The sequence below is a fragment of the Flavobacterium bizetiae genome (assembly GCF_902804475.1).
Lineage (GTDB): Bacteria > Bacteroidota > Bacteroidia > Flavobacteriales > Flavobacteriaceae > Flavobacterium > Flavobacterium bizetiae.
Genome location: NZ_CADCSU010000023.1, coordinates 51,030 through 74,543, shown reverse-complemented (window position 1 = coordinate 74,543; position 23,514 = coordinate 51,030). Strand labels below are relative to the sequence as shown.

Below are 23,514 nucleotides of genomic sequence, written 5' to 3'. Positions count from 1 at the left end.
ATGTTGTCTAAAAAATTAATTACAATGAAAAAGTTTATTTTATCTTTAGTACTCTTGGCTGTAACAACAAGTTACAGCCAAGAGTTAAACCTACCAGTATTTACACAATATTTAGCAGACAACCCTTTTGTTATTTCACCTGCCTTTGCCGGTATTGGGGATAACCTTAGAGTTAGAGCCAACGGTCTTACACAATGGGTGGGTATTAAAGATGCACCACAAAACCAGTCACTTTATGCTGATTTTAGAGTTCTGGATCGTTCCGGAGTTGGTATCTCGCTTTATAATGACAGAAACGGTTATACGCGTCAGACAGGAGCTAAAGTTTCCTTTGCGCACCACATCATTTTAGATTATTATTCAAAGCAGTATTTGTCATTTGGACTTTCGTATAACTTCAATACATTTCGTATCGATACAGACGAATTCAATACTACAATCGAGCATCCTGTGATAGATCCTTCTGTAACAGATAATCGTTATAACGCCAATAACAACTTTGATATTAGTGCCTTATATCGTAATAAAAGTTTCTACTTAAGTTTTAATGCCAATAACGTTTTAAAGAAAAATACCGATAAATACCGTGGAGTAGAACCTAATTTACTTTCCAACTATCAGGTATATACCGGTTATGTTTTTAAAGACGGAGAAAACAGCCGTATCGAATACGAACCATCTGTTTACTATCAATACTTTGCGAGTGACGGACGTTCAACAACCGATTTTAACTTCAAGTACAGACGTTACAATCGTTACGAAGATTACTATTGGATAGGAGTTTCATACCGTTTCTTAAACGACCAATTCCCAAAACCATTATCAGTTGGGCCAATGGTAGGTTTCATGAAATCTAAATTTTACTTCGGATATTCGTATCAGGTAATGTTCAACGATTTAGGGAACTACAATACAGGAACGCACTCGGTAACCATAGGTTTCGATTTCTTACAATCAATCAGTAACTGTCCTTGTACGCAAAGTCCGGTTCACGATTAAGGTACAATTTCATCATTTTAAGCGCTAATTTGTTTTTTTTCTTAACTTATAACGTTTTCGCTGTTATAGATCGGTTATTTTTATATTTATGATACTTTAAAAGTTCTATATTTGTTTTTCTTTCAAAAAAAACTAAAAAAACTATAAAATGAAGACTTTAAACGATTTCGACTTTAAAAATAAGAAAGCAATTATCCGTGTAGATTTTAATGTACCATTGGATGAAAATTTTAATGTAACAGATGCTACACGTATCGAAGCTGCAAAACCAACAATTGATGCTATTTTGGCACAAGGAGGAAGTGTAATTTTGATGTCGCATTTAGGAAGACCAAAAGGAGCAGAAGAAAAATATTCATTAAAACATATTTTAAAAACAGCTTCAGAAATTTTAGGAGTTCAGGTGAAGTTTGCTGAAAACTGTGTTGGAGAAGTAGCTCAAACTGCTGCCAAAGATTTAAAACCAGGCGAAGTTTTATTACTTGAAAATTTACGTTTTCATGCAGAAGAAGAAGCCGGAGATGTTGCTTTTGCAAAAGAATTAGCATCATTAGGAGACATCTATGTAAACGATGCTTTTGGTACAGCTCACAGAGCGCATGCTTCAACAACTATTATTGCTCAGTTTTTCCCAACAGAAAAATGTTTCGGAACATTGTTAGCAAAAGAAATAGAAAGCTTAAACAAAGTACTTAAAAATAGCGAAAAACCGGTAACAGCAGTTCTTGGAGGATCTAAAGTATCATCAAAAATTACCGTTATCGAAAATATCTTAGACAAAGTAGATCACATGATCATTGGAGGCGGAATGACCTTTACGTTCATTAAAGCACAAGGTGGTAAAATTGGAGATTCTATTTGCGAAGATGACAAACAAGAATTAGCACTTGAAATTTTAAGATTAGCTAAAGAAAAAGGAGTTCAGATTCATATTCCGGTTGATGTAATTGCTGCTGATGATTTCTCAAACACTGCAAACACACAAGTTGTAGATGTAACAGCAATTCCTGACGGATGGCAAGGTCTTGATGCAGGTCCTAAATCTTTAGAGAATTTCAAAAAAGTAATTTTAGAATCAAAAACTATATTATGGAATGGTCCTTTAGGAGTTTTCGAAATGGAATCATTCGCAAAAGGAACAATTGCATTAGGTGATTATATCGCCGAAGCTACAGAAAATGGAGCGTTTTCATTAGTAGGTGGTGGAGATTCAGTTGCTGCTGTAAAACAATTCGGATTCGAAGATAAAATGAGTTATGTATCTACCGGTGGTGGGGCTATGCTTGAAATGTTAGAAGGAAAAGTTTTACCTGGAATCGCTGCGATTTTAGACTAAAAAATCACAATTAACATTTTTTTAGATAGTTTACATGCATAAACTGGTTAAGTTTGCAAAAGTAAGGTTTCTGTAATTGTTTGAATTATAGAATTTTAAAAAAATGTTATATGATTGTAAAAAAAATATCAATAGTGGTCACGGCATTTTTCTCTATGTCGATGTTTGCGCAAGATATTGCGAAGACAGAAGTAGAAATTAAGCCAGTTGTAAAGATATCGTATTTAGATTCTGTTAAAAATACTTTCAAAAGAGATGAAATGGCAACACGCGTTGACAGTCTCTGGATGAACGAATTAGTAAGTTTAGATATTTACGATGATCTTACAAAAGACATTCAAACCATCAACACAGATGTTACTGTAGATGAAGAACTGCCAACAGAATTGCTTAAACAGCGTCTTCAGGCAATGAATGAAAAATCACCTTTTGATATTGAATACAATCAAGGATTAGAAAATATAATAAAGTCATTTCTTAAGAATCGTAAAAAATCGTTTTCTCGATTAATGGCTTTATCAGAATATTATTTCCCAATTTTCGAAGACGCTTTTGCCAGACAAAATGTGCCTTTAGAAATTAAATATTTAGCCGTTGTAGAATCTGCTTTAAATCCTAAAGCAGTTTCTAAAATGGGCGCCACAGGACTTTGGCAATTCATGTACGGAACAGGAAAACAATACGCCCTGAAAATAGATTCGTATGTAGACGAACGTAGCGATCCACTTAAAGCTACAGCCGCTGCCTCAGAATACATGAGTAAAATGTTCAACATTTTTGGCGATTGGGAGTTAGTTTTAGCTTCATACAATTCAGGACCTGGAAATGTTACTAAAGCCATTCGTCGCTCTGGCGGAAAAACAAAATACTGGGACATTCGTAACCATCTTCCAAAAGAAACTCAAGGTTATGTTCCCGCTTTCTTAGCTACAATGTATCTTTTTGAATATCATAAAGAACACGGAATTAATCCGCAAAGAGCTGTAGTTAAAAACTTTGAAACAGATACAGTTCAGATTAAAAATCAAATGTCATTCAAGCAAATCGCAGATTTGTTAGACATGCCACAATCTCAAATACAACTTTTAAACCCTTCGTATAAATTAAACGTAGTACCTTTTTATCAAAACGAAGCACATTACCTGCGCTTACCAAAAGATAAAATTGCTACTTTCGTTTCAAACGAAGATAAAATTTACGACTACGTAGCGTACCAGTCACAAAATAAAACAATGCCTGCTCAGTTGGCTTTAAAAGTTACGCCTAAAGCAAAAGCAAAACTGGATAAAATAATAGAGCCAACAGATACTGATGTTAAATGGTATAAAGTTCAAAAAGGAGACAACTTAGGAACCATAGCAGCTAAATATAATGTGACTGTTCCTGAACTGAAAAAATGGAATAATCTTAAATCAAATGCAGTTGCGTTAGGAAGAAATCTAAAACTTAAAACAGATTACGATCCGGTTACTAAAAGCTTTAAAGAGTTAAAATCAACTATTGCTGTTGAGAAAAAATCAGAAGAAGCCATTGCTTCAGCGGATGATAAAGATAAGAACAATGCGCATCCGCAGGAATATGTTGTAGCAGCCGGAGACAATTTAGGAAGTATTGCTAAAAAATTCGGTACGACTATTGCGGAGTTAAAAGAACTAAATAGTCTGACATCAAATAACATTGGATTAGGTAAAACATTAGTAGTAGCAAAAGCAGTTCCTGAAATTATCGAGGAAAATGTAACTACAGCTATAGCTTCAAATTCGTCAATTGATTCATTCAGGAAAAAAGCTACTTCAACCAAAAATCTTGGAGAAGACTATTACGTTAAAAAAGGAGATTCGTTGTATAGTATTTCTAAAAAGTATCCTGGAGTTACCATTTCGGATATTAAAAAGTGGAATAACATTAAAGACGGAGAAATTAAACCAGGAATGAAACTTAAAATAAACGGATAGTTAAAAAATCTTACATAAATTTGGGTTTTATTTCATAAATTAAGAAAATGAATAAAACCCATTTTTTATTGCTGTTAATTCCGTTTCTCTTGATTTCTTGTTTTAAAAGCGAGAAACCTGAGCCTGTATCCGGCAAAACCAATTCGATTTCTATTATTATAGACGATCAGTTGTGGTACGGAGAAGTAGGAGATAGTATCCGAAATAAATTTGCTTCACCCGTTTTGGGCCTCACTCAAGAGGAACCCTTATTTACCATAAATCAATATCCCGCCCGTTTGCTTGAAGGTTTTGTGACCGATAGCCGAAGCATTATTGTAGTGAAAAAAGCAACTACAGAAAAATTCGAAATTACCCATAGCAAATCTTTACCCCACAATACATTTCGTATTTACGGAAAATCTGTCGATGATATTATTTGCAGTATTGAACTCAATTCGGCACAAATTATCAAAATCATTCGCGATACCGAAATTGAAAAAGTACAGGAAGACAATAGCAAATCATTGTTAAATCCTACTGTGATAAAAAACAAGTTCCACATCGATTTGCAAATCCCGACCGGTTACGAATACATGTTGCACAAAAAGAATTTCATTTGGCTTAAAAAAGATATTATAAGCGGGAATACCAGTTTGCTTATCTACCAGATTCCCATTCGTAGCTTTAAGAAAAGTTCAGACCTAGTTGGAAATATTATCAAAATGCGCGATTCAGTTGGTTTCTATATCAAAGGCCGCGAACCCAATACGAGAATGATAACCGGCGAAGCCTATGCACCTTATTTTTCGAATACAACATTAGACGGAAAAAAAGCCTATGAAACCAAAGGAACCTGGGAACTGAAAAACGATTTTATGTCCGGACCATTTATCAATTATGCTATTGTAGACGAAATGTACAATCGTATTTTGGTTATTGAAGGATTTTGTTATTCACCTTCAAATCAGGAAAGAGATTTAATGTTCGATTTAGAAGCCATTATTAAATCTGTTAAAATAGACAAACGCTAAGATTTTGTTTTTAAGTTTAAAAACTTCCATGTTGAGGTTTACTCAAGAAATCAATACAAAAACAACAAACAATATTAAATGGAATTAAAATGGAAAATAAAGCCGTTTGAGACACTAACGGTTCATGAGTTATACGATTTGCTCAAACTAAGAAGTGAGATCTTTGTAGTAGAGCAAAATTGCGTCTATTTAGATCTTGACGGAAAAGATAAGAAAGCATTACACCTAATTGGTGAATATGATGGCAAAACAGTTGCTTATGTACGATTGTTCGATGCCGGAATTAGTTTTGATAATGCATCAATAGGCAGAGTTGTTGTTGATGCCAATTACCGCGACAGAAAATGGGGACATGACTTAATGCGTGAAGCCATTGCCGCAATAAAAATCCACTTTGATAAAGATAAAATTACAATAGGCGCGCAATTGTATTTAAAGAAATTCTACGAAAGCCACGGATTTGTGCAAAGCAGCGAAATGTATCTTGAAGATGATATTCCGCATATCGAGATGATTCGTGGTTAATTTCTAAAAAAGATAAAATCAGGTTTTTAACATTCTAAAACCTTTTCATTTTTCAATTAAGCCTTCATTTGTTTACACAACAAATGAAGGCTTTCTTGTTTTTTACACATTTATGATTACAATAACATTTTCTAAAAGACACTTTCTTTATTTTAGTTTTTATTAATTTTTAAGAAAAAGTCTAATAAATGGGTAAATTAAAATGGGTTTTTGTGTTTTGTATTTGTGGTTTTGTGACTTCTGGTCAGAATCATTCGGTTACTAAAGTAGACGATAAAAAAAGCGAAAATCTGGCGAGTCTGGCAAAAGTCTGGGGATTTCTAAAATATTATCATCCCAATGTAGCAAAAGGAAATTTTAATTGGGATGAACAATTAATTCAAATGATTCCAAAAGTTGAGCAAGCCCAAAACAAAGACGATTTATCCAGAATATATTTAGAATGGATTGCTGCTTTGGGCGTTGTAAAAGAATGTAAATCCTGTAAAGAAACTTCAAAAGAAAAATCTTTCGATAAAAATTTTGATCTCTCCTGGACACAAAATGCTGCTATTTTCACCAATGAACTTTCTCAAAAACTCAAATACATTCAGGAAAACAGATTTCAGATAATTATTATGTTACTGCTACCTCAAAAGACAATATAAAAGTTAGAAATGAAATTACCTATAGTGATTTTGAATACCCTGACGAAAGCCATAGATTATTGAGCTTATTTCGATATTGGAACACGGTTGAATATTTCTTTCCCTACAAATACATAACAGATCAAAATTGGGATGCGGTTTTAATCGAAATGATTCCAAGGTATAAAAGCGCAAAAAATGCATTAGAATATCAGTTACTAATGCAGGAAACCGTTGTTAAACTTGACGATACACATGCAAGCTTTTATTCTGATAAGAATTTTGATTTCTTTGGACGAAAGTATATTCCCGCATTCATCAATCTCGTTGAAGACAAAGTTGTAGTGGTAGGATACTACAATGATTCTTTGGCAAAATTGAATGATATAAAAATAGGAGATATTATCGAAGAAGTAAACGGAAAGAATGCTTTAGCAATAATGTCAGACCGTAAAAAATATGTAAACGGTTCAAACAATAATACCAAAGCTAAAAATTACGATTATCTAATGTTTAATGGCGCAACAGATTCTGTAAAAATTAAAATAAGAAGAGATAATCAGATTTTAGATAAAATAGTTAAACGATATTATGGGATTGATTTTCAGCCAAGAGTATCCCACAATAAAGACAAATTTACTGTAGACGAAAATAACATTGCTTATATTAATTTGGATAATTTAGAAATGAAGGATCAAGATGTAATCATGCAAAAGATAAATAAAACGAAAGGTTTAATTATTGATGTTAGAAATTATCCTGCTTTTATGCCCTATTTAATAGCGAGAAGATTAATTAAACAAGACAAAGCATACAACAAACTTATAAAACCTGATTTGACGTATCCGGGAAAGTATATTTGGAAAAAAACAAATACTATTGATCCGGTGAAAAATGAATACTATAACGGCAAAGTGGTGGTGTTGGTAAATGAGCAAACCCAAAGTATGGCAGAGTATTCGACAATGATTTTGCAAATAGGAGATAATGTAGTAACTATTGGAAGTCAGACGGCAGGAGCGGATGGCGATATATCCAGAATTGAATTTCTAACTTTTAAATCTGCCATTAGCGGTTTGGGAGTTTTTTATCCTGACGAAACCCCGACACAAAGAGTAGGAGTTAAGGTTGATATTAAAGTGTGCCCTACAATAAAAGGAATTCAGGAAGGTAGAGACGAAGTCCTGGAAAAAGCAAAAGAGTATCTTGCACAATAAAATAAAAGCCTTTGTTAGCGATAAACGTTAACAAAGGCTTTTATTTTTATAAGGTCTTTAAAATTACATTTTCAAAATTGATTTATATTCCGTTTGATTATTCAAAACAGTAACCGCTTTCTTAATCTCAGAGTTATTTTTGATATAATATTGATACAAACCTTCCTGATATTGATATCTTTTAATTAGTTCTTCCTGAATAAGGTTTCGAATCTCTTTTTGGTTTTTATCCAGCAAAGTCGTTTCGCTTTTTTCAAGAGCGGCCAATAACTGCTGATATTCCGGCGCTATTGTTTCATCGATTTTTTCATTTTTGGCTGCAGCCAAAGTATTCTTCAATGCAACCTCCGTTTCAGTATCAAAACTAATTTTGTTGGCTTTCAGGTATTGTTTAAAACTTGCATAGTCAGCATCTGAAATTGTGGGGATTTTATCTCCCAAATTTGGATTTTTGTAATAATACGTTGTCGCGTAATCAAAAATTCCGTCATTTTTTAATAAGGCTGTCGTAATTGGGCTCATTTTAGATTCGTCTAATTCAATGTCTGGCAAAACTCCACCACCATCATAAACCGTTCTTCCTTTACGGGTTTTAAAAGCATTAAAGTTTTTAGCATCCGTTTTTTGAGCTACACCATTTTTATCCTTATGCGCATAATCTAATGCCTGAATGCAACGACCAGAAGGCGTGTAATAACGAGAAATAGTTACTTTTAATTGAGTTCCGTAAGTCAAATCAACAGAACGTTGTACCAGACCTTTACCAAAACTACGCGTTCCTAAAATCACGGCACGATCTAAATCCTGCAAAGCACCGGAAACAATTTCAGACGCAGAAGCACTTCTTCCGTTTACTAAAATAGCCAGCGGAATTTGTGTATCTACAGGTTCTTTCGTCGTTTTATACGTATTGTTATGTTTTTCAATTCTTGATTTTGTCGTTACAATTACTTCATTTTTAGGTACAAATAAATTACAAATATCAATGGCCTCATTTAGTAAACCACCTGGATTGCCTCTTAAATCAAGAACAATTTGTGTGGCTCCATCTGCTTTTAGTTTTTCAAGAGCATCTTTTACTTCATTTGATGCCTTACGGCTAAAGTGTGCCAAAACAATATAACCCGTTTTGTCATCAATTTTTCCATAAAACGGAACCGATTTAATGTCCACTTCATCCAAAACCAATTCGGTAGAAAAGGTTTTTCCCTGACGCAGGTATTTAATCTGAATTTTAGTGTTTTTCGTTCCTTTCAATAATTGCGAAGCATCATCTTTAAAATCAGCAATCAAAACATCACCAATCTGAATAATTTCGTCACCTGCTTTTAGTCCGGCTTTATCAGCAGGATAATTTTTATAAGGTTCGCGAACAATCAATCGGTCTTTTTTGCGCGCGATCAAAGCGCCAATTCCGGTATATTCTCCTGTATTGTTGATTTTAAAATTTACAACATCCTGTTCGTTAAAGTAAACCGTGTACGGATCTAAACTTCCCAACATGCTTTTAATGGCTTTATCCATCAAATCACCCGGATTCGTTTCGTCGACATAATTAGTGTTTACAGCTTTAAACAACGTTGTGAAGATTTCGATTTGTTTGGCAATCTCAAAAAAATCGTCTTTGAAACTGGTTCCAATAAATAAAAATCCTGCCGCAACAGTAGGTATGATGAATTTCTTTTTGAGATAAGGATACATGACTATGTTTTTTTTCTTTTAAATCTTTTTCTAATAAAATAGGCGAATACGCAAAATAGTATAATAAATGGCCAAAGGCTAATAATGGATATTAAAAAATCTGAAAGGCTATAAAATCCGGATTGAATTGCCGTCCAGATTTTAGATCCGTACGAAGTTTTAACACCTTCTTTTTGAGCAATGGTTTTGTAAAATTCAATGGTTACAGTACTTTCTGATACGCGATTTTCGAGATATTTCAATTGTCCTTCTTTCGCCTCAATTTCTTCACGAATAGCCGAAATTTGTTTTTCGATTTCTAAAATCTCACTAATTTTTGTCGCTTTTTGCAATATCTCTAAGTAACGAGCTTCGAGTTTACGCTTGGTATTTAGTCTTGTAGTTAGATCAATGTATTCTTCAGTAACATTTTGAGCAGAAATATCTTTTCTTTCAAAATAAGAAACTCCTTTTGAAATGGCACTTATAAAAGAATCAAAATTTTGGCTGGGAACACGAACGGTTAAATTTCTATAAACGTTGTCGTAATCCTTTCCTTCAGAATCATTTTGAATCGAAGCCTTATTTGCAGTAATTGCAACTTGAATTCTATTAAAAGTATCTTCAAGATCATCAGTTTCAAATCGAAGAGAAGCTTCTTTGATAATTTTTTGAGGAATTTGAGGAGATGCAGGATCAGCAAGATCAGATTCTGCATCTGCAGCAGATTCATTTTTTGGAGGAAGTTTAACTGCACTCACCATCATATTAGCAGAAGGTTCTTCGTGTTTACCACAAGCCGAAAACGTCAAAAGGACAAAGAATAAAAAGAAAATATATTTCATATCTATTTCAAATTAAATCTAAAACTACAATTTTTTTATAATTCTTAGTCTAATTTGATCAATAAAGTTGTCATCGAAGGATTACAAATCAGTTTTACTTTCAGAATCGCTGGTTTTGTTTACCTGAAGAAGGAATTTTTCGAAAAGTTGAATCGTTTTGGTATTGATTTCTTCGTAAGATAATTTGTCTTTGGTTTGGTAAAAAAACATCAAAGAATAAGGTTCCTGAATATTATCTAAAAGCAAATGTTTATTCAATCGATACGTTTCTCTTAAAACGCGTTTGAAATAATTACGATCAACCGCTTTTTTAAAATATTTCTTAGAAACCGAAACACCAATTTTAATTTTTTCTGCGGCATCAACTTCCGCTTGACGGTAAACCAAACGCAACGGATATTTAGAAACTGATTTTCCTTCCGAAAATAGTAAACCTATTGTTGTTTTGCTCTTTAAGCGTTCATTTTTAGGGTAAGTGAAGTTCATTTAATTCAGAAAAAAATTGCAATTTAAGACAAAGGTACAATTGTATTGCAAATGCCAGCGATTTTAGGCAATTACTTTGTATTCAAATTTGTGCTGAGGTCTTAAATTTCTGTGATATTGATGTGGTTTTTATAAATTAAACCTGATTTTCTGTAAGCATTCACGATCTTATCTTGGTTATATTTGTAAAATTCAATTTATAAAGCCAATATAATGAGTCTAAATTTGTACGATTTGTAATAGGTTTATTTTGGTAAACACCATATTTGTTGGTAGTTATATAATTTTTATAGAGCTAAAAATTTATTTATTACTTTTGGGCATTAATTTTTTAAGCATGCAAAAAATAATTTCCTATCCAATATCAGTAATATACTATCTAGTTTTTAGTTTGTGTTTGCTTGTATTTCATCCAATACAATGGATTTGCCTAAATGTTTTTGGCTATCAGGCTCATAAAAAAAGTGTAGATTATTTAAATTTTTGCCTGTTAAGATGTACCAATCTTGTGGGAACAACTTATAAGATCGAAAATAGAGAAAACATCCCAACGGGAGTTCCTATTATTTTTGTTTCTAATCATCAAAGTATGTACGATATCATTGCAATGATTTGGTACTTTAGACGTTTTCATTGTAAATTTGTAAGCAAGAAAGAGTTAGGTAGCGGAATCCCGAGTGTGTCTTATAATTTAAAACATGGGGGATCTGTGCTAATTGACCGTAAAGACCCAAAACAGGCAATACCGGCAATAAAAGGTTTGTCTGAATATATTGAAAAATATAAGAGATCTGCAGTAATTTTTCCTGAAGGAACACGTAGTAAAACAGGAAAACCGAAAGAATTTGCTCAAAATGGTGTAAAAATTCTATGCAAATACGCACCTTCTGCGTATATAGTACCAGTGAGTATCAACAATTCATGGAAAATGGTAAAATATGGTTTTTTTCCTGTAGGTTTAGGAAATCGCCTTACCTTTACCGCTCATAAGGCTTTAGCCGTAAAAGACTATAATTTTGCCGAATTAATGGAGATGACAGAGAAGGCAGTTGTAGAAGGAGTAAACGAGTATAAATAGATTTTTGATTTCAGCAATTAAACTGAAACAGAAATCCCAATCTTAAATAAGTAATGTCTATAAAAAACATTAGATTAGAAGTAATGCAGTTTTTGGAAAAAAACGTGGATAGCTTCGTTGAACAGTATTTAATTCCGGTGGAAAAAATTTGGCAGCCGTCAGACTTTTTGCCTAATTCTGAAGGAGAAAATTTCTTTGAGGAGGTAAAAGAGTTACGTGAAATTGCCAAAGAATTACCATATGATTTCTGGGTAACGCTTGTAGGTGACACTATCACTGAGGAAGCTTTACCAACTTACGAATCATGGTTAATGGATGTAGAAGGAATTGATCAAATCGAAAATGGTGGAAACGGCTGGTCTAAATGGATCAGACAATGGACCGGAGAAGAAAACCGTCACGGAGATTTGCTAAATAAATACTTGTATTTGTCTGGTCGTGTAAACATGCGTGAAATCGAAATGACAACACAGCACTTAATCAACGACGGATTTGATATTGGAACCGGAACTGACCCGTACAAAAACTTTGTATACACTAGTTTCCAGGAATTAGCAACTTATGTGTCGCACAACAGAGTAGCACAAATCGCGAAGAAATTTGGCGATAACAAATTGTCTAAAATGTGTAAAATGATTGCTGGTGACGAAATGCGTCATCACCATGCATACAGCGAATTTGTTACGCGTATTTTTGCAGTAGATCCTAGCGAAATGATGTTGGCGTTTCAATACATGATGAAACAAAAAATCGTTATGCCGGCACATTTCTTAAGAGAATCAGGTCAAAAGATCAGTTCTGCTTTCGAACAATTCTCTGATTCTGCACAACGTATTGGAGTATATACAGCCAACGATTATGTAGATATCATGCAAAAATTAATTGATAAATGGGAAATCGATAAGGTTACCAATTTAACTGATGAAGCGGAAAAAGCGCGTGATTACTTAATGAAATTACCAGCTCGTATGGCAAGAATCTCAGAAAGATTAGTAATTCCGCAAGAAGGACATATCTTCAAATGGGTTGAGCCAGCTAGATTATAAAAAATTTTAGATTGCAGATTTCTGATTTTAGATTTAAAATTGATTTCGCAATTAATATTTGATATTGACATTTAAAACATATTGTTGATTGTTAAGGTTGAAAAACTTTAGCAATCAACATTTTTTATTCAATAAGGATTTTCGAAAGAGAAGATTAATAGTAATCTGTGTCAATCCGTTTAATCCGCAAGATCTGTGTGCTATAAATCACCCAGATAAATACATAACAAATTATGAGTACAACTGAATTAATAAACAAAACAATTGCTTTTGTAAAAGAAAAATTAAACGATGCCGAAGGAGGACACGATTGGTTTCATATCGAACGCGTTTATAAAAATGCGCTTTTAATTGCAAAAGATACTGATTGTGATCTCATAGTTGTTCAGTTAGGAGCTTTGCTTCATGACATTGCTGATAGTAAATTTCATAACGGAGATGAAACTATCGGACCAAAAACAGCCCGTTTGTTTCTGGAAAGTGAAGGTGTTTCAGAAGATATTATTCAGCATGTGGTAAACATCATCGAAAACATCTCTTATAAGGGCGGAAATTTCGAAAAGAAGTTCAAGTCTATAGAATTGGATATCGTGCAGGACGCGGATCGTTTAGACGCAATAGGCGCGATTGGAGTAGCAAGAGCGTTTAATTATGGAGGTTTTAAAAACAGAACCCTTCATGATCCCGAAATTGCACCAATAACCAATATGACCAAAGAAGAATATAAAAAGAATAATGCGCCAACGATAAATCATTTTTACGAAAAGCTTTTACTCTTAAAAGATAAAATGAATACCAAAACCGGAAAACAAATCGCTGCCGAAAGACATCGTTTTATGGAATTGTTCCTTGCTCAGTTTTATGCAGAGTGGGAGGGGATTAAGTAGTTTTCAGTCACAGTCATAGTTTTCAGTCTCAGTCTCGGTCTCAGTCTCAGTCTCAGTCTCAGTCTCAGTCTCGGTTTTCAGTAATAAAAAATGGCTTCATAATGAAGCCATTTTTTTATGATTTAGTTTTAGATATAGCTTTGCGGACTTTGACTTCGCTCAGTCTGACTCATCAATATTTGTTTGACCCTTATTTTATACGATAAACCCAGTCTATTTGAGTTATTGTTGTCATCACAAAAAGGAAATAAATTAGAAAATCTTTTTTTACTAAGATATATATGCTTTTATTAAAATGATTGAAAGCGTTTTTTTTAGTCTCCATTTGTTTTAAAAAAAAGGAATTCAGGTAAAACCAAAATATCAGAGCAATACTAAAAAAGCATAATTTTCTAAAAGCAGATGGATTTATTTGATATCCCAAGAGATTCAATTGGTGTATTAAATATACAATTATAAAAAAGGCTATAATGCTTAAATTGATGTATCGATTTAAAAGGACTTTTTTAGAAAGTATTAAAAATAGAGATAGATTTAAGAATATGAAAAATAAACAATAAATGAAATTTGGCATTTTTTAAATTGGATTTTTTAAAATATCATTCAAAGATTTAGTCAAGACAAAGTCGCTCAAAACCTTAGTATCTCAACCTCTCAGTACCTTAGAACCTTTCTCTAAGAACACCCACAATTCCCGTCACCGCAATCTTTTTTCTTCTTAGATTTCCAAAAGAATTTTCTAATCAAAAAACCAATAGCGATAAATAAAATGACAAAGGCAATAATTTCCTGTACCATGATCGTTTATTTTAAAAGTTGATACGCAAAAAGCGCTACAAAATAAGCAAGTCCACTCATTAGGAAAAGCTGCATTGCAGGCCATTTCCATGAATTTGTTTCTTTTTTAGTAATAGCAAGCGTACTTGCGCATTGCATGGCAAAAGCGTAAAATAAAAGTAAAGAAATTCCAGAAGCAAAATTAAAGATTTTCTTACCCGTTTCCGGATTAATCTCTTCCTGCATTTTGCTTTTTATAGTAGATTCGTTATCAGTATCTCCAACACTATAAATGGTGGCAAGCGTTCCTACGAAAACTTCACGTGCAGCAAATGAACTAATTAATGCAATTCCGATTTTCCAGTCGTAACCCAAAGGAGAAATAACAGGCTCAATCGCTCTTCCCATAAGTCCGATATAAGAATTCTCTAATTTTTGAGACGCTACTTCATTTTCAAATTGAACTTCGTCAAGAGGCGTGTCAACAAATCTTTCTTTTACGATAGTTTCTGCTTCGTTAAAATCTTTTCCAGGACCATACGATGCTAAAAACCATAAAATAACAGATATCGCTAAGATAATTTTACCTGCTCCAACTACGAAAGCCTTTGTTTTTTCGACAACATTTATCGCAACATTCTTGAAAAGTGGCAATTTATAACTTGGCATTTCGACAACGAAATACGTTTTGGTACTTATTTTTAATATTTTATTTAAGATATAAGCCGATAGAATTGCCGTTCCAAAACCTATTAAATATAATAACATCAAGGCCAAACCTTGTACGTTTAAGAAACCAAACAAACGTTCGTCAGGAATAACCAATGAAATAATGATCGTATAAACCGGTAATCTCGCAGAACAAGTAGTAAATGGCGTTACCAGAATGGTAATTAAACGTTCTTTCCAGTTTTCGATATTTCTAGTCGCCATAATTGCCGGAATTGCACAAGCAGTTCCTGAAATTAAAGGCACCACACTTTTTCCGGAAAGACCAAACTTGCGCATGATTTTATCCATCAAAAACACAACACGACTCATATAACCACTTTCTTCGAGAATAGAAATAAACAAGAATAAAAAGGCAATTTGCGGAATAAAAATAATAACACCGCCAATTCCCGGCACAATTCCCTGCGAAAGTAAATCAGTTAAAATTCCGCTTGGTAATTCCTGAGCCACCCAGGTACTTAAAGAAGCAAAAGTGCTGTCAATGAAATCCATCGGGATAGTTGACCAGCTGAAAATCGATTGGAAAATCAAAAATAAAATAGCTAAGAAAATCACGTAACCCCAAACTTTGTGGGTTAAAACACGATCAAGTTTAGCTCTAAAGTCTTTTGCCATCGAGGCATCAACTTTTAAACCTTCTTTTAAAACATCATTTATAAATTGATAACGTTTTATCGTTTCTTTTTGCTGTAGACGCTTTAATTCAGAATGCGATTTCGTAAAAGTACTTCTGATTTCATTTCGGTCTAAATTCAAAAAGTTCACATCCTGCGTAATCACCAACCATAATTTGTATAATAATTGGTTAGGAAAAGCATGTTGTAATTTTTGAAAATATTCCTCATCAATAACCGAAGCATTCATGCAAGGTTCATTTGGGATCGTTTTATAAGAAACAATAAGTTCCTTTAATTCCTCAATTCCTAAACCTTTTCGTGAACTTACTAAAGCAATTTTCGTTTTTAGTTTTTCTTCAAGATACGGAATATCTAAAGTTATCCCCTTGCTTTCCATACGATCAGACATATTGATGACTAAAATTGTCGGAATTTCAAGGTCTTTTATTTGCGTGTAAATCAGTAGATTTCGTTTCAGATTTTCAACATCTGTAACCACTACCGCAACATCCGGATATAATTTATCGTTTTTGTTTAATAACAGTTCAATCACCACACTTTCATCCATAGAACTTGCATTAAGGCTATAAGTTCCCGGTAAGTCAAGAATATTGGCTTTGATGTTGTGAGGTAATTTACAGAACCCGATTTTTTTCTCAACCGTAATTCCGGGATAATTCCCCACTTGTTGATTTAGTCCTGTAAGCTGATTAAAAACGGAAGTTTTTCCTGTATTTGGATTCCCAATAAGGGCAACATTGATATTTTGAATGCTCATTACAAATTGGTTTTGATAAGTTCAACTTCAATTTCACGAGCAGTTTCAACACGAATGGCTACGTGTGAACCATTTATATCTAAGTATAATGGATCTCCAAAAGGAGCAATTTGAAGCAATTCGACTAAGTTGCCTGGCAAGCAACCCATTTCTAATAATTTTAGAGGAATAAGATCGATATCAAAATCTTTGATAATGGCTTTCTCGCCTTTTTTTAGAGTGTGGATAGTATTTTGCAAAGCTTATTTAGATTGAATTTAGATTGCAAAAGTAGGCAATTATTCTTTATTTCAAGGCATTTAACACTTTTGTAAATGCTAAATGTTTCTAAAAATAAGGGATTTTACTCCTGACACAAGAAATTGATGTCCTCTAAAAGGCGTTTAATTTCCTCTTTATTCGTTCCGTCGTAAAAACCACGAACGCGTCTTTTTTGATCCACCAAAACAAAATTCTCTGTATGTACCATATCGTACAATTGATCTGGTCTTCCTAATTTTACAGCCAGATACGATTTTCTGGCCATTGTGTAGATTTCTTTTTTATCTCCCGTAACCAGATTCCATTTACTATCCACAACATTATGTTTTATAGCGTAAGCTTTTAAAACCGGAATACTGTCAACTTCAGGAAAAACGGTGTGAGAAAGCAACATTACTTTAGGATTATTTAAAATTGCTTTTTGAACATCTTCTAAATTCGTTGTCATTTTTGGGCAAATAGACCCGCAAGTCGTGAAGAAAAAGTCAGCAACATAAATTTTTCCTTCGTAATTTTTTTGAGTAATCGTATCACCGTTCTGGTTTACAAATTTAAAATCAGCAATCGTATGGTATTTACTTTTGTATTGTACCGTACTATCAACCAATTCAGGATTTACATCAGCAGGATTAAATATCGGTAATGTTTTTTGTGGCTTTAAAGCCGAATAAAATAAGGATATAGTGACAGCCGAAAAAACGAATAAAACAATAAAGAATTTGCGGTATTTATAAAGAAACGATTTCATAAAAATAATTTGCCGCAAAAATACAAAAAGCACTTTTTAAAAAGCTAATTGCGTGTTGTTTTTAACAGAAGACCCACAGTTTAAAAGAGCTTTCTTACGACAGGATTGCGGAATAGTACACGGATGACACGGATTCGCTAGCGCAAAAGGAATGATTAGGGCGGATTTTTTTGCTATTAATCTCGCAAATTTGCACAGTCGCAATTTTTTATACCCAAGCTTGTCATCCTGAGCGAAGTCGAAGGACCACAAAGCAGATTGCCGATTTATTAAAGTTTTATAATAAAAAAATCCGTGTAAATCTGCGTTTTCGCGCTAGCAAATCCGCGTCATCCGTGTGCCATCTCGTACCGTTTTAAATTTTGTTTTTCTAATCGATTTATTCACCAGAAACAATCCCATTAAAGTCACAAAAACACCAACAGCGATTGCCGGAGTCAGTATTTCACCAAAAAGAATAACTCCTAAAATAATAGCCACGATTGGATTCATATAAGCATAAATACCCGTAATTTCTGTGGGAAGATGTTGCAACATATAAATAAAAGCAACAAAAGTTAGAATAGAACCAATGACAATCAAATAAGATATCGCCCACCATGATACTAACGGAATTTCTTTTAATGAAATATTCATTCCAAAAGCCTCCGTAATTCCAAAAAGTAAAAAGCTGGAAATCAACATTTGCAATCCTAAACTAAAATACGGATTAAAACTCGCTGCTTTTTTCTTGGTATGTAAAATCCCAAAAGCCCACGTAATCGTTGATGCAACAGATAAGAAAATTCCAAATTGAAAATCAGGTTTTAGAAAATCTCCTAAATGATCCATGAAAATAATGCAAATTCCGCCAAAACAAATTAGTAAACCCGTAATCGCCAATTTAGCAATTCGCTGTCCCTGAAAAAAACAAATTACAACAATCCAGATTGGGAAAATAGCAGCAATAATAGCGGCCAAACCACTGCTAATATATTGAACGCCCCAAGTACTTAAACCATTACTACAGGCAAAATTTAAAATGGCCAAAATAAAAATCGTAGTCCATTGTTTGCCTTTTGGCCAGGGTTCCTTTTTTAGTATAAAATAACCAACATATAGAATCCCGCCAACAAACTGGCGTATAGTAGCCAATTGCAAAGCAGGCATATATTTTACACCCTCTTTTGAGGCCAGCCAAGTGGTGCCCCAAAAGAAACTCACCCAAAACAACGCCAATATAGGTAAACCAATAGCATCTATTTTTCCGGAAACTGCATTCTGTATTTTTGCTCTCACTTTTATTGAAATTATTTGTAACAAATATTCCAAAAAGTATTCTAATATTCAGTTAGAAACCCGTGATTTATACATGAAAATATTTGATGATATCTATTAAAATTTGAGGATAATGCATTTTTTTGCGATTATTTCAATAATTTTAACATAGCGTTTCAGATATTAGGAATACGTTTGTATAAAGACCAAAAACTTAGATATAAATGAAAAAACAACTTAGCAGACCTTTGTTCTGCGCCTTTTTTGCGGCAGTTTCATTTACAGCTGTTCAAGCTCAAAATGCAACTTCGAAAGAACCAGGTATCAATGTTTCGTACATGAATACCAAAATTAGTCCAAGTCAGGACTTTTTTCAATACGTAAACGGAACCTGGCTTAATCAAACTGAAATTCCAAGTGATCGTACGACATGGGGAAGTTTTAATGAATTGATTAAGAAAACAGACAAAGATGCAATGTCTATCCTGAAAGAAGCATCAAAAAATCCAAAATACAAATCCGACACTGATCAGGGAAAAGCCGTTAATTTATTCTCTACTATTTTAGATACAGTAGGAAGAAATAAAGCCGGAATTGCACCTCTGCAACCTTACTTTAAAAAGATTGATGCTATTAAAAATGTAGCTGATTTACAAAAGTATTTGGTTGAGGTTGAACCGGAAGGTACAGCTGCTTTTTTCGGAATCTATATTGGTGCCGATGAAAAAAACAGTTCTAAAAACTCTGTAACTCTTGGTGTAAGTCAGTTAGGTTTACCAGACAAAGATTACTACACATCTGAAGATAAAGATTCTAAAGAAAAAAGAGCAAAATATGAGCTTCATGTAGCGAAGATGATGCAGTTTATTGGAGAATCTCCAGAAAAAGCAAAACAAAGTGCAGCTGCAATTTTAGCTTTAGAAACAGAATTATCTAAACCTAGATTAGATCGTGTAGAAAGCAGAGACAGCCGTTTGCAATACAACCCAATGACAATTGCAGAACTTCAAAAAATAACACCGGCTATTAAGTGGGATGCTTATTTTACAGGTCTTGGTTTGGCAAAATTAGATACAGTGGTGGTAATGGAGCCAAAGTATATGAAAGCTTTGCAAACTGTTTTTACTCAAAATAAAGTAGCGCAGTGGAAAGAATACTTAAAATGGGATTTATTAAATACCGTTGCTACAAAATTATCAACAGATATCGAAACTGCTAATTTTAATTTTTACAGCAAAACGTTAAGAGGGGCTATCAAACAATTACCACGCGAAGAAAAAGCATTACAAGTTGTAAATACAACTGTTGGTGAGGCGCTTGGTAAATTATACGTAGAAAAAGTATTTCCTGCAGAAGCAAAAGCAAAAGCAGTAGATATGATTCATAATATTATTTTGGCATACCAAAACCGTATTAATAATTTAACCTGGATGTCTGCTGCAACTAAAGTTAAAGCGATCGAAAAGTTAAATAAGATTACGATAAAAGTAGGTTATCCGGACAAATGGAAAGACTACTCAGCACTTCAAATTAAAAGCGTTGCCGAAGGCGGAAGTTATTTTGATAATGCCCGCAGCCTAAGCAAATGGAATTTCAAAAAAGGAATCGAAAAACTACACAAGCCGGTTGATAAAACAGAGTGGGGAATGTCACCTCAAACTGTAAATGCTTATTACAACCCATCTTATAACGAAATTGTATTCCCTGCAGCAATTTTACAACCACCTTTCTACAATTATCAAGCTGATGAAGCAGTAAATTATGGTGGAATTGGAGCTGTTATTGGTCATGAAATTTCTCATGGTTTTGATGATTCAGGAGCACGTTACAATGCCGAAGGAAATTTAGTAGACTGGTGGACACCAGAAGATCTAAAACAATTTACAGCATTAGGTAAAGCCTTAGCAGATCAATATAGTGCTTTAGAGCCATTACCTGGAATTCACGTAGATGGTAATTTTACTTTAGGAGAAAATATTGGAGATTTAGGTGGTATCAATGCAGCTTATGATGGTTTGCAATTGTACTTAAAATCACATCCAAATCCTGGATTAATTGACGGATTTACTCCACAACAACGTTTCTTTATTTCTTGGGCAACCGTATGGAGAACTAAAACGAGAGACGAAGCAATTAAAAATCAGGTAAAAACAGATCCGCATTCACCTGGTATGTACAGAGCTTACGTTCCGCTTCAGAATGTTGATGCTTTTTATGATGCTTTCGGTATCAAAAAAGGAGACAAAATGTATGTTAATCCAGATAAAAGAGTTAAAATCTGGTAATCTGTAAAATTTAAAAAAACGACGCTTTATTAGCGTCGTTTTTTGTTTAAGTTATTCTTTGAAAAAGTGAACTTTTAAAAATTTTAGAAGACAATTTGGGTTAAAATAAGCGTTTTAATTGTATCGTAATTTCCCGAATCAATTATTGATAAAATTTAACATAGAATTCAAAATAATAACAATATGTTTGTATATATACTAATACTATAAATAAAAATGATAAAACAGCTTAACAAATCTGTGTTTTGTGCATTTTCAGCAATGCTATGCTGCGTAACTATGGAGGCGCAAAATGCAAAACCAAAAGAACCGGGTATCAACCTTTCTAATATGGATACAAAAGTAAGTCCTGGTCAGGATTTCTTTCGTTACGTAAACGGAGCCTGGTTAGATAAAACTGAAATTCCAAGTGACAGAAACTCATGGGGAAGTTTTAATGAATTACGTCAAAAGACAGATAACGATGCACTTGCAATTTTAAAAGAAGCATCAAAAGATCCTAAGTACAAATCGAATACAGATCAGGGTAAAGCAATTGCTTTGTTCAATACGATTATGGATACGGTTGGCCGTAACAAAAACGGTATCAAACCACTTCAGCCTTATTTAAAGAAAATCGATGCGATTAAAAACGTAACTGATTTGCAAAATTTCTTTATCGAAATGCAACCTCAGGGCGGAATTGGTTTCTTCGCAGTTTATGTTGGTGCTGATGCAAAAAACAGTAACAAAAACTCAGTGAACTTAAGCCCTGGAGGTTTAGGATTATCTGACAAAGATTACTACAATGCAGATGATAAAGATTCGAAAGAAAAACGTGAAAAATACGAAGTACACGTAGCAAGAATGTTGCAATATCTTGGAGAATCTCCTGCAAAAGCAAAAGAAAGTGCAAAACAAATCCTGGCTTTAGAAGTTGAATTGTCTGCTCCGAGATTAGACCGTGTTGAGCGTAGAGATCGTAGAAAACAATACAATCCAACTGCTGTTGCTGATTTAAAAAAGAATACACCTTCAATTCAATGGGATAAATATTTCGCAGGAATTGGTATGACAAAACTGGATACAGTAAATGTAGCTCAGCCACGTTATATGATTGCTCTAGAAAAAACGTTAACAGAGAAAAAAGTAGAGGCCTGGAAAGAATACCTTAAATGGACTTTATTAAACAGAACAGCTTCAACTTTAACAACTGATATTGAAAATGCTAATTTCGATTTCTACGGAAAAACATTAACAGGAGCATTAAAACAACGTCCGCGTGAAGAAGTAGCTTTACAAGTAATCAACGGTGCAACGGGAGAAGCTTTAGGGAAACTTTACGTTGAGAAATTATTTCCTGCTGAAGCAAAAGACAAAGCAAAGAATATGATTGCGAATGTAATGTTAGCATACGAAAACAGAATCAATGCATTGCCTTGGATGTCTGCAGAAACTAAGACAAAAGCAATCGAAAAATTAAAGAAACTGACCATTAAAATTGGATATCCTGATAAATGGAAAGATTACTCTAAATTAGAACTTAAGAATGTTAATGAAGGCGGAACTTATTTTGATAATTCAAGAAATATATCAAAATGGGCTTACGCAGAAAACTTAGCAAAATTAGGTAAACCAGTTGATAAAACAGAATGGGGAATGTCTCCACAAACTGTAAATGCTTATTTCAACCCATCTTATAACGAGATTGTTTTCCCAGCGGCGATTTTACAACCTCCTTTCTACAATTACCAGGCTGATGAAGCCGTTAATTATGGTGGAATTGGAGCTGTAATTGGTCACGAGATTTCTCACGGATTTGATGATTCTGGTGCGCGTTACAACGCAGACGGAAACCTTGTTGACTGGTGGACAGCTGATGATTTGAAACAATTTACTGCATTAGGTACAAAATTAGCAGATCAATACAGCGCTTTAGAGCCGTTGCCAGGAATTCACGTAGATGGTAAATTTACTTTAGGTGAAAATATTGGTGATTTAGGTGGAATTAACGCTGCTTACGACGGATTACAATTGTATTTGAAAGCAAATGGAAACCCAGGCTTAATCGACGGATTTACACCAGAACAACGTTTCTTTATTTCATGGGCGACAGTTTGGAGAACTAAATCTAGAGATGAGGCTATCAAAAGCCAGGTTAAAACTGATCCGCATTCTCCAGGAATGTACAGAGCAGTTGTGCCTATCCAAAACGTAGATGCTTTTTACCAAGCTTTCGGAATCAAAAAAGGAGATGCAATGTATGTTGAACCTGAGAAGAGAGTTAAAATCTGGTAATTTTTTACTGATGATATAAAAGAGGGGCTGTTTCAATTTTTGAGACAGCCCTTTTTTTTATGATTATATCATGAAAACAAAGTGTTTCA

At 33.8% G+C, this 23,514-nt stretch carries 20 protein-coding genes; 12 read left to right on the top strand and 8 right to left on the bottom strand.

Going from position 1 to position 23,514, the window contains the following annotated elements; translation table 11 throughout:
- The first annotated feature begins 24 nt into the window (after positions 1-24).
- The 7 genes from FLACOL7796_RS01140 to FLACOL7796_RS01110 all read left to right on the top strand — a co-directional run bounded on the left by FLACOL7796_RS01140 (position 25) and on the right by FLACOL7796_RS01110 (position 7,671).
- On the top strand, positions 25-999 hold the full coding sequence (locus tag FLACOL7796_RS01140; RefSeq protein ID WP_173968962.1) for a PorP/SprF family type IX secretion system membrane protein: 975 nt from the start codon (positions 25-27) through the stop codon (positions 997-999).
- Between the two features lie 148 nt (positions 1,000-1,147).
- Complete coding sequence (locus FLACOL7796_RS01135) at positions 1,148-2,335, top strand: phosphoglycerate kinase (protein WP_173968960.1); 1,188 nt, start codon at positions 1,148-1,150, stop codon at positions 2,333-2,335.
- Positions 2,336-2,445: 110 nt separating this feature from the next.
- Positions 2,446-4,290 carry a LysM peptidoglycan-binding domain-containing protein gene (locus tag FLACOL7796_RS01130; RefSeq protein ID WP_173968959.1) on the top strand — a complete coding sequence of 615 codons (1,845 nt, stop codon included), beginning with the start codon at positions 2,446-2,448 and terminating at the stop codon, positions 4,288-4,290.
- A 47-nt stretch (positions 4,291-4,337) separates the two neighbouring features.
- A complete protein-coding gene (locus FLACOL7796_RS01125; RefSeq protein ID WP_173968957.1) occupies positions 4,338-5,303 on the top strand; it encodes a DUF4837 family protein in 966 nt (321 codons plus the stop codon).
- A 78-nt stretch (positions 5,304-5,381) separates the two neighbouring features.
- The gene (locus FLACOL7796_RS01120) at positions 5,382-5,828 is read left to right on the top strand and encodes a GNAT family N-acetyltransferase (protein WP_173968955.1); all 447 of its coding nucleotides are present in this window, start codon (positions 5,382-5,384) and stop codon (positions 5,826-5,828) included.
- Between the two features lie 188 nt (positions 5,829-6,016).
- Complete coding sequence (locus FLACOL7796_RS01115) at positions 6,017-6,475, top strand: S41 family peptidase (protein WP_173968953.1); 459 nt, start codon at positions 6,017-6,019, stop codon at positions 6,473-6,475.
- A gap of 59 nt (positions 6,476-6,534) precedes the next feature.
- Positions 6,535-7,671: a S41 family peptidase gene (locus FLACOL7796_RS01110; RefSeq protein WP_173968951.1), complete on the top strand. Its 1,137-nt coding sequence runs from the start codon at positions 6,535-6,537 to the stop codon at positions 7,669-7,671.
- A gap of 63 nt (positions 7,672-7,734) precedes the next feature.
- Here the strand turns inward: FLACOL7796_RS01110 and FLACOL7796_RS01105 are convergent, their stop codons facing one another.
- From FLACOL7796_RS01105 to rnpA, 3 genes are all read right to left on the bottom strand, one after another.
- Positions 7,735-9,372: a S41 family peptidase gene (locus tag FLACOL7796_RS01105; protein ID WP_173968949.1), complete on the bottom strand. Its 1,638-nt coding sequence runs from the start codon at positions 9,370-9,372 to the stop codon at positions 7,735-7,737.
- Between the two features lie 2 nt (positions 9,373-9,374).
- Positions 9,375-10,196 (bottom strand): DUF4349 domain-containing protein, encoded by an 822-nt coding sequence (locus tag FLACOL7796_RS01100; RefSeq protein WP_173968947.1) that lies wholly within the window; start codon positions 10,194-10,196, stop codon positions 9,375-9,377.
- Between the two features lie 81 nt (positions 10,197-10,277).
- On the bottom strand, positions 10,278-10,682 hold the full coding sequence (gene rnpA, locus FLACOL7796_RS01095; protein ID WP_173968945.1) for a ribonuclease P protein component: 405 nt from the start codon (positions 10,680-10,682) through the stop codon (positions 10,278-10,280).
- Positions 10,683-11,019: 337 nt separating this feature from the next.
- Here rnpA and FLACOL7796_RS01090 point away from each other — a divergent pair, with 337 nt between their 5' ends.
- From FLACOL7796_RS01090 to FLACOL7796_RS01080, 3 genes are all read left to right on the top strand, one after another.
- Complete coding sequence (locus FLACOL7796_RS01090) at positions 11,020-11,760, top strand: lysophospholipid acyltransferase family protein (RefSeq protein ID WP_173968944.1); 741 nt, start codon at positions 11,020-11,022, stop codon at positions 11,758-11,760.
- Between the two features lie 53 nt (positions 11,761-11,813).
- Entirely contained in the window at positions 11,814-12,806 is a 993-nt protein-coding gene (locus FLACOL7796_RS01085) for an acyl-ACP desaturase (RefSeq protein WP_173968942.1), read from the top strand.
- 233 nt (positions 12,807-13,039) lie between these two features.
- A complete protein-coding gene (locus FLACOL7796_RS01080; protein ID WP_173968940.1) occupies positions 13,040-13,693 on the top strand; it encodes an HD domain-containing protein in 654 nt (217 codons plus the stop codon).
- 675 nt (positions 13,694-14,368) lie between these two features.
- Here the strand turns inward: FLACOL7796_RS01080 and FLACOL7796_RS01075 are convergent.
- The 5 genes from FLACOL7796_RS01075 to FLACOL7796_RS01055 form a co-directional block, all read right to left on the bottom strand.
- On the bottom strand, positions 14,369-14,491 hold the full coding sequence (locus FLACOL7796_RS01075; RefSeq protein WP_173968938.1) for a FeoB-associated Cys-rich membrane protein: 123 nt from the start codon (positions 14,489-14,491) through the stop codon (positions 14,369-14,371).
- 6 nt (positions 14,492-14,497) lie between these two features.
- On the bottom strand, positions 14,498-16,597 hold the full coding sequence (gene feoB / locus FLACOL7796_RS01070; RefSeq protein ID WP_173968936.1) for a ferrous iron transport protein B: 2,100 nt from the start codon (positions 16,595-16,597) through the stop codon (positions 14,498-14,500).
- Positions 16,597-16,836 (bottom strand): FeoA family protein, encoded by a 240-nt coding sequence (locus FLACOL7796_RS01065; protein ID WP_017495803.1) that lies wholly within the window; start codon positions 16,834-16,836, stop codon positions 16,597-16,599. The genes feoB and FLACOL7796_RS01065 overlap by 1 nt, the downstream gene beginning before the upstream one ends.
- A gap of 104 nt (positions 16,837-16,940) precedes the next feature.
- Complete coding sequence (locus FLACOL7796_RS01060; RefSeq protein WP_173968934.1) at positions 16,941-17,606, bottom strand: SCO family protein; 666 nt, start codon at positions 17,604-17,606, stop codon at positions 16,941-16,943.
- 315 nt (positions 17,607-17,921) lie between these two features.
- Complete coding sequence (locus tag FLACOL7796_RS01055; protein WP_173968932.1) at positions 17,922-18,884, bottom strand: DMT family transporter; 963 nt, start codon at positions 18,882-18,884, stop codon at positions 17,922-17,924.
- Between the two features lie 203 nt (positions 18,885-19,087).
- Here FLACOL7796_RS01055 and FLACOL7796_RS01050 point away from each other — a divergent pair, with 203 nt between their 5' ends.
- Positions 19,088-21,148: a M13 family metallopeptidase gene (locus FLACOL7796_RS01050; protein ID WP_173968930.1), complete on the top strand. Its 2,061-nt coding sequence runs from the start codon at positions 19,088-19,090 to the stop codon at positions 21,146-21,148.
- Positions 21,149-21,364: 216 nt separating this feature from the next.
- Positions 21,365-23,425, top strand: a complete 2,061-nt coding sequence (locus FLACOL7796_RS01045) for a M13 family metallopeptidase (protein WP_173968928.1) — start codon at positions 21,365-21,367, stop codon at positions 23,423-23,425.
- The last annotated feature ends 89 nt before the right edge of the window (positions 23,426-23,514 follow it).